Below are 548 nucleotides of genomic sequence, written 5' to 3'. Positions count from 1 at the left end.
TATCAGACAATCTGTGTGGACACTGCGCGGGAAGGTATCTTCAGGTAAGGAGGTGATCCAACCGCAGGTTCCCCTACGGTTACCTTGTTACGACTTCACCCCAGTCATGAATCACAAAGTGGTAAGCGCCCTCCCGAAGGTTAAGCTACCTACTTCTTTTGCAACCCACTCCCATGGTGTGACGGGCGGTGTGTACAAGGCCCGGGAACGTATTCACCGTGGCATTCTGATCCACGATTACTAGCGATTCCGACTTCACGGAGTCGAGTTGCAGACTCCGATCCGGACTACGACGCACTTTGTGAGGTCCGCTTGCTCTCGCGAGGTCGCTTCTCTTTGTATGCGCCATTGTAGCACGTGTGTAGCCCTACTCGTAAGGGCCATGATGACTTGACGTCATCCCCACCTTCCTCCGGTTTATCACCGGCAGTCTCCTTTGAGTTCCCGACCGAATCGCTGGCAACAAAGGATAAGGGTTGCGCTCGTTGCGGGACTTAACCCAACATTTCACAACACGAGCTGACGACAGCCATGCAGCACCTGTCTCA

The 548-nt window shown here is 54.0% G+C and carries 1 rRNA gene; it reads right to left on the bottom strand.

Annotated elements, in window-relative coordinates:
* Nucleotides 1–45: 45 nt before the first annotated feature.
* Nucleotides 46–548, bottom strand: a 16S ribosomal RNA gene (locus tag NR201_RS22505); the annotation flags it as partial.

The sequence above is a fragment of the Pantoea sp. Fr-CA_6 genome, from assembly GCF_024520895.1.
Lineage (GTDB): Bacteria > Pseudomonadota > Gammaproteobacteria > Enterobacterales > Enterobacteriaceae > Pantoea > Pantoea agglomerans.
The sequence above is the reverse complement of the archived record's forward strand: the minus strand, read 5'-3'. Positions and strand labels throughout refer to the sequence as shown.